This is a genomic window from Bifidobacterium sp. WCA-178-WT-4B, assembly GCF_009696495.1.
GTDB lineage: Bacteria > Actinomycetota > Actinomycetes > Actinomycetales > Bifidobacteriaceae > Bifidobacterium > Bifidobacterium infantis.
The window spans coordinates 86,481-93,585 of the sequence record NZ_VULV01000013.1 but is presented as its reverse complement, the minus strand read 5'-3'; the positions used below and the strand labels follow the sequence as shown (position 1 = coordinate 93,585).

General features: G+C 60.0%; 6 protein-coding genes, 1 pseudogene and 1 riboswitch. Of the genes and pseudogenes, 1 reads left to right on the top strand and 6 read right to left on the bottom strand.

Annotated elements, in window-relative coordinates; translation table 11 throughout:
* The 6 genes and pseudogenes from FYJ31_RS09575 to rplS all read right to left on the bottom strand — a co-directional run.
* On the bottom strand, nt 1-384 hold a 384-nt coding region (locus FYJ31_RS09575), incomplete at its 3' end, for an MFS transporter (RefSeq protein WP_154536566.1).
* Between the two features lie 376 nt (nt 385-760).
* Nucleotides 761-930 (bottom strand): annotated as a pseudogene (locus tag FYJ31_RS09570) (ATPase); the annotation flags it as partial.
* A gap of 50 nt (nt 931-980) precedes the next feature.
* Nucleotides 981-2,096 (bottom strand): LacI family DNA-binding transcriptional regulator, encoded by a 1,116-nt coding sequence (locus FYJ31_RS09565; RefSeq protein ID WP_154536565.1) that lies wholly within the window; start codon nt 2,094-2,096, stop codon nt 981-983.
* Nucleotides 2,097-2,222: 126 nt separating this feature from the next.
* Nucleotides 2,223-3,062, bottom strand: coding sequence for a ribonuclease HII (locus FYJ31_RS09560; protein ID WP_154536564.1), 840 nt, complete (start codon nt 3,060-3,062; stop codon nt 2,223-2,225).
* Nucleotides 3,063-3,197: 135 nt separating this feature from the next.
* A complete protein-coding gene (gene lepB, locus FYJ31_RS09555; protein ID WP_154536563.1) occupies nt 3,198-4,037 on the bottom strand; it encodes a signal peptidase I in 840 nt (279 codons plus the stop codon).
* A 166-nt stretch (nt 4,038-4,203) separates the two neighbouring features.
* Complete coding sequence (gene rplS / locus FYJ31_RS09550; protein ID WP_007051394.1) at nt 4,204-4,569, bottom strand: 50S ribosomal protein L19; 366 nt, start codon at nt 4,567-4,569, stop codon at nt 4,204-4,206.
* Between the two features lie 308 nt (nt 4,570-4,877).
* Nucleotides 4,878-5,034: riboswitch (M-box (ykoK) riboswitch) on the top strand.
* Between the two features lie 270 nt (nt 5,035-5,304).
* Here rplS and FYJ31_RS09545 point away from each other — a divergent pair.
* Nucleotides 5,305-7,095: an ABC transporter permease gene (locus FYJ31_RS09545; RefSeq protein ID WP_154536562.1), complete on the top strand. Its 1,791-nt coding sequence runs from the start codon at nt 5,305-5,307 to the stop codon at nt 7,093-7,095.
* Nucleotides 7,096-7,105: the final 10 nt, after the last annotated feature.

Sequence of the window (7,105 nt, the reverse complement as noted above, 5' to 3'; positions counted from 1 at the left end):
GTCGGTGATGTACGACACACTCAAGGTGACGAACAGCGCCGACCCGAAGCCGAAGAACATACGCGATATGAGAATCGGCCAATAGTACGGGAAGAACGCCGGAATCACGCCTGTGACGGCGGATATGGAGAATCCCGCCATCGCGATTTTCTTCCTGCCGATGGCATTGGCGAATAGGCCGGTCAATGCCGTGCCGACCATCGAGCCGATCGTCGGCACCGTGGTCAGCAGTTCGACGTTCGCCGCGGAATAGTCGGAGAACGCCTCCTTCATCGCCGGTATGGTACCGCTGACTGCATTGCTGGCGGACATCAGCAACGACATCGACAAGACGCCGACCACCAAGGTCTTGGATTTCAACGCTTTGCCAACATCTAATGCCAATTTGACTCCTTTCTTTCCATTCGGCGGAAGACGGCGTCGTCTTTCGCCATACAACGCGCAATCGTTATCGATTACGCGGGCAGCGGGAATTCACTCCTCTATGGGCGTATAGGGTCGGTTGGAACGTGGACGAAGGACAAGGACCGAGTCACTATGGTTGTTGCCCGTGGCAACAACAACCGGTACACGTCTGCGGTGACGTTCCCCATCATCTCAGTTCTTTAATGTAATGGACGTTGACTGCATTATAAACACCGGAATAAGAAATATGCAAACCCGTGTTAGAAATTTTTGACCTTTCCACTGTGATGGATGGACGTTTTTTCCAAAATCTCAAGGACCTCCCTCAATAAAGGGAGGTCAGAAAGGCTTACCTATCAGCGAGGTTGCTGTGATCCTCGTTGGTGTTCCACAGGTAGTTGGCGAGCACGGCCATACCCCAAGCGCCACCTTCGGAGTGGTGAAGATGCCGCCGTGGCCCACGAGAGAGTCGACCTGCACGTGCTCCTGCTTGGTCATCACGTCCATGCCAATCTTGACCGGGGAGCGAAGCAAACCCTCGAATCATCCGAAGAAGCGCCCCGCTAAGCCCAGCCTTACCGCCGGGGAGCCGGTCCCAAGGACCGCCGAGCACGCACTTCGGCGGGGATCAGGCCCACGCCGTGCTGGGTGGTCAGGAAGGTCGGCTCGCCGCCCTCCCCCAGCAAACGCAGCGTCTCGCGCATGGCGGCCACGCCGAGCCCCTCGAAATCGGGATGCACGGTGGTCAGCGGTGGGTACATGTTATCCACGCCAGACATGTCGTCGAATCCGACCACGCTGATGTCTTGCGGAATCCGAAGCCCATGCTCATGCAACGCGCGCATGACGCCGACGGCCTGATTGTCGCTCGCGGCGACGACCGCAGTGGGTAACGCCATGCCCCGACGCCCATACTCATCAATGAGATGATTCATGTGCGCATATGCCTCAGAGGCATCCCACGTATGGCAGCGCACGATCTGTGAATCGATGGATCGGGAGGCGGCGAGCTTGCGCCACGCATCCAGTCGGGTGTGGGCGTCGCGCCATTCGTTGGGACCGGCAAAATACAGAGCCGATTTGTGCCCGTATTCGCCCAGCAAGGCCACCACTTTGACCATTGCACCCCACTGGTCGATACCGACCAGCGCAGTGCGACGCTTGTTTTCGGTGGAGATAAGGCCCAATCCCTCACGCACGGTCATTTGGCCGTGGGTGGCGGTGACGATGACGCGTGGCTGAGTGACTCGCGCACGGCAGGCGGCGGCGAACATCACGTCGGTCGGAGTCAGGAAGATGAAGGCGTCGACGTTCTGCTCGTTGAAGGTGTAGCACAGGTTGTCGAAGTCGGCCTGTGTGCACAAAGCCTCGTGGACCATCATCACGCTCATGAACAGACCGTGCTCGCGGGCCATGGATTCGATGGAGGAGATGGAGGAAATCGGGCCGAAGAATTTGAGGCCTCCGGCGATCAGGCCTATGGTGCGCGAACGGCGGGAAGCCAGTGCGCGCGCGGAATTGGATGGGCGGTAGCCGAGTTGGTCAATGGCGGCCTGGACTCGCGCACGGGTGGCGTCGGAAACGTCCGGCGAGTCATTGATCACACGGGAGACGGTTTGGTGGCTGACTCCGGCGAGCTTGGCCACTTCGAACATGGACGGACGTTTGCTTGGCTTGCGGCCGGTCACCATGCTGCCTAACCTCCCCGCTGGCGGCCGGCACCCATGCGCGGCCAGTCTTGTACCTTAATCAATACTGACTTTAGCGCGTCCACAACAGTTTTGCGTTAGCGCTCACACTGTCGTGTCGCAGGCGGCTCAGGTCAGGTGCCATGAGACACGGTGGAGCGGAGTCGGCCCGTGTTCGGCGATGGCGGTACGGTGTGCGGCGGAACCATAGCCCTTGTTATGAGCCCATTCGTAGGCGGCGTAACGTGGGTTTCTTTGCGCGAGGTCGACCATCAGCCGGTCTCGGGTCACTTTGGCGATGACCGCCGCGGTGGCGACGGTGGCGCAATGCTGGTCGCCTTTGACTTTGGTCGTTATATCGGCTGGAATCGGCACGTCCGGCGCGTCGAACGTGTTGAGCGCCTTGGTGATGTAATCGCTCGGCCCGTCGAGAATTCCGGCGACTTTAGGCAGGGCGCGAACGCTTTCCCCACAATTTCCAATGGATTCCCCTACGGAGTCTCCCGGACGACCTTCCACAATCTCCCCCGCAGACTCCATCGAAGCCTTTCTTGCCGCCAATCCCCCTCCAAGCCGTAAGCCAAGTTCGCGTTCGACTTGGCTGAGTGCGCGCAGGGCGGCCACGCCAAGCGCGTAGGTGATGCCCCATTCGTCGATCTCGGTGTTGCTGGCCTGGCCTACGGCGTAGGCCGCGCACCAGTCGCGCAGTTCGTCGAAAATCGCCTCGCGCCTATGTTCGGTGAGCATTTTGGAGTCGGCCACGCCGTCCGGCACGCCGAGGTAGGTCCGCCCGGACAGTTCGACGGCATCATCGCCATCCAACGGCTCCAAATCACGGGCCCAGATGGCGGCGCACCCGACCATCACCGGGCCGGCGAGCGCGCCGCGGCCGACCTCATCGAATCCAGTAATAAGGTCATAGCCCTGGGCCGCAAGGCTGCGTTCCAAGTCAAGTGTCGGGGTAATCATGCGCGGCTCCCATCGTCTCACAATGGTTAGGATTCATATGGTTCAGGATTCAGACGGCCCAGGATGCGAATGACTCAGGATTCAGACGGCCCGGAACTCAATCAGTTCAAAGACTCACACGGTTCAAAAAAAGACTCAGGAATTTGAGCCGGAAGCGTCAGGCACGTCCTTGAAGACTTCGTGGTGGTCATCAATCGCACCAAGCCGGTCAAGCGGCCAGTATCTCGCGATTCCGACTCCGACCACATCGGAGATGGGAACCAAGCCGCGATCGCCGTCATCCTGATGATAGCGGGAGTCGGCGGAATTGGCGCGATTGTCGCCCATGACGAACACGTGGTCCTCGGTCACGGTTACCGAGAACGGGAAGGCGCTCGGATCCACGCCGGGGCGAATGTAGGAGGTCTCATTGATGGCCACGCCGTTGATGGTCACCGGCTGGCCCGCGCCCTTGCATTCGACCACGTCACCGGGCAGGCCGATCAGTCGCTTGATGAGGTACCCGCCACCGAGAGCGCTGCTCTGCTCCTCGTTCAACCAGTTGTTGGGATCTTTGAATACCACGACGTCGCCGCGCTGCAGATCGAAGATCTTGGGGGTGAGCTTGCTGGTCGCCACGCGATCGCCGGGCACCATGGTGTCCATCATCGAGCGCGAAGGAATCTCGTAAAAGCCGACGGCGAAAATGCGAATCAGCAGCACGATAAGCACGGGAACGCCGCACCACAGGAAAAAGTCGCGTAGGGTGAAGTGGTCATCATCCATCGATGATGCTGCCGCGGCATTCGCGCCAGCGGAAGAAGCGGCGTACGCCGGGCGCGCCGGTGCCGGGGGAACCGGGGACGGGGCGATGCCGTGGTCGGCGACTTGGAACGTACGGGAATCGCGGGCATCGGCCTCGTCATCATACGAGGTCTGATTGCTCTCCGGATTGTCGGAAATCGGGAATTCGCTGTTATCCTGATCGTCCTGCATACCATCTCCTCGCGATTCATGCTGCCGGATATGAGGGGTGCCGGCGCCCGTCCATCATACGTGGAAAATACGAAAACAGCCCGAAACCGAAACGGTTCCGGGCTGAATTTCACGGTTTATTCGCGCACCTGCATCATCAGGCTCACGATTGCACCCGCGAATCGACTCACTTAGCGGAGTTGTCGCGGCGCTCGGCAATACGAGCGGCCTTACCGCGCAGAGCGCGCAGGTAGTACAGCTTGGCGCGGCGCACACGGCCCTTACGCACGAGCTTGATGGAGTCGATGGACGGGGAGTGCACCGGGAAGCGACGCTCCACACCAGTGCCGAAGCTGATCTTGCGGACCACGAAGGTCTCACGCACGCCGGCGCCCTTACGAGCGATCACCACGCCGGTGAAGGTCTGGATACGGGAGTTGTTGCCTTCCTGGATCTTCACGTTCACGTCGACGGTGTCGCCGGGACGGAAGGCCGGGATTTCCTCGGCCGGCTTCATGTGCTTGGCGTCAAAAGCCTCAACAGCGTTAACCATTGTTTTCCTTCAGTGCTGCCGCATATCAGCCACAGATCTGGGGCCATCCACGCGATTGCGCATCACGTGCGTTGGCCTGTTCTCGTTATCCCTCGGGTTTGCCCTTGGGAAGCCTGCCGATCCGCCGAAAGTCAGGCCTTGCGGCCGTTCGGACTGGACCCATGGAGACGTGGGCTTATGCGGCGGCCCACTTCTCGACACAGCAATCGTCAATTGTACGGATTATTGCGGACAGAATGGCTGTCGGATGGCATTCCAACACCAAGGCACTGCGACGTAGTTGACAGACCTGCAGGCGGGCTTTATCTTGGGAGCGTCGGTAGGCGAGGCTACCGCAGGGATATGGGTTGCTGCCGCTAACAGTGGAGACACTGCACGCAGGTCAGCAGTTCTTGTCGGATCAAGGCATGAACTAACGCAATTCCACCGCCCTGCGATGCTGAAGCTTGAACGATGGCTCGAATCGGCGGATTCGAATACTTTCCGCCCCTCCTGCTGGTCGCATGGATACCGACGATGGTATTGATCTGGCGTTTCAGCGCACGGCTTGAAGGAGGTGAGAGTCCGATGGACGGTGATTATTCCAGTAGTTCCGCCGCCGGCAACAGTCATAGTTGCGGTGGTGATGACCATGTTTTCTTATATTCCGTTATCCGGAAGTCGGGCTCTCGCCTGTAGTGCTCCTTGGATAACCCTTGCATAATTCGTCTTTCCTATGCATAGGGAGGTCTTTTCATGACCATGTTTTCATTCAATCGCGTCGGCGCGCGTCCAAATGCGTCGGCCCGCAACCCCTCCACCGCCGCGTCCGACCGCCAACCATTCGCCGTGCGCCTGGCCTCCGACGTACTGGTCGCGGCCGGTATTCTGGCGCTGTTCGGTCTGATCGCTTGGATTCTGCCGGCGATCGGCGAACCGATCGGCCCGAAAGGAGTGCCATCACAAGTCAGTACGAATCTCGCCGACCTGCCGTATTACGCGCTGCGCTCGGTGTTCCGTATGTTCGTGGCACTGTTCTTCTCACTGGTGTTCACGTTCATCTACGGCACGGCAGCCGCGCGCTGCCGACGCCTGAGCCGCGTGCTGATTCCTCTGTTGGATATTTTGCAGTCGGTACCGATTCTGGGCTTTCTTTCGGCCACCATCACCATCTGGATGGTGCTGTTCCCCGGCTCGATGCTGGGCGTGGAGGCCGCGTCGATTTTCGCAATCTTCACCAGTCAGGCCTGGAACATGGCGTTCTCGTTCACCCGGTCCCTGACCAGCGAACCAACTGAACTCGACGAGGCGGCCCGCTCACTACAGCTCACACGCTGGCAACGATTCTGGACACTGGACGTGCCGAACGCGATGATTCCGCTGCTGTGGAACTGCATGATGAGCGTAGGCGGCGGATGGTTCTTCCTGACCGCCTCCGAGATGATCTCGGTGAACAATCGCACCTATGCGTTGCCCGGCATCGGCAGCTTCGTGGCACAGGCGGCGGCCGAGGAGAATCTCGCGGCCATCTGCTGGGCCATCGTGACGATGGTGCTGGTGGTGCTGCTTATCGACGTACTGCTGTGGAAGCCGTTGACCGCGTGGGCGGAGAAGTTCCGCATTACGCAAAGCGAGTCGGCGGTGCGCAAGACCAGTGTGGTGCTGACCATCATTCGTCAGTCACATATCGATGAGATGGTGGCCTGGCTGTTCAGGCCTCTCGGCGACCTGTTCGACACGCTGACCCGCCCGTTGGGTCGGACCGGTGGACGTTGGGCGGCGGACGTGAAGTCCGCACGCAGCCGCGCGCTTGACGTGGTATTCACAGTACTGGTGTTGGCAGCGTGTGCGTTCGGACTGGTGCAGCTTATGCTGGTGATTCATCGCGATGCAGGATTCGGCGAGCTCGGGCAGGCGTTCGTGTTGGGCATGGTGACGTTCCTGCGCGTGGCGCTGCTCACGCTCGCCTGCTCGATGATTTGGGTGCCGATTGGCGCGATGATTGGCATGAATCCGCGCGTTTCGCGGTTTATGCAGCCGATTGTGCAGGTGCTGGCCAGCTTCCCCTCGAACTTCACGTTCCCGTTCGTCACGCTGTGGTTCGTGGCGTGCAGTGTGGATATCAACTGGGGCAGTATCCTGCTGATGGCGTTGGGCACGCAATGGTACATCCTGTTCAATGTGATCGCCGGGGCCAGCCAGATTCCCGACGATCTGCGTGAGATGACGCGCAGCTTCCAGCTGGGGCGCTGGCAGCGGTGGCGCGATTTGATTTTGCCGGCGGTATTCGGCTCGTGGGTCACGGGCGGCATTACGGCTGCCGGTGGGGCGTGGAATGCCTCGATTGTCTCGGAAATCGTAAGTTATGGGCGGCATACGCTGACCGCCTCCGGCCTGGGCGCGTATATCGCCGAGGCCACCGAAAGCGGCAACACCGTGAAGACCATCATCGGCGTGACCGTGATGAGCGTGTTCGTGGTGGCCGTCAACCGCCTGTTCTGGAACCCGCTGCAGCGCATGGCCGAGCGCCGTTTCACACTGAACTAAAGACTTAAGG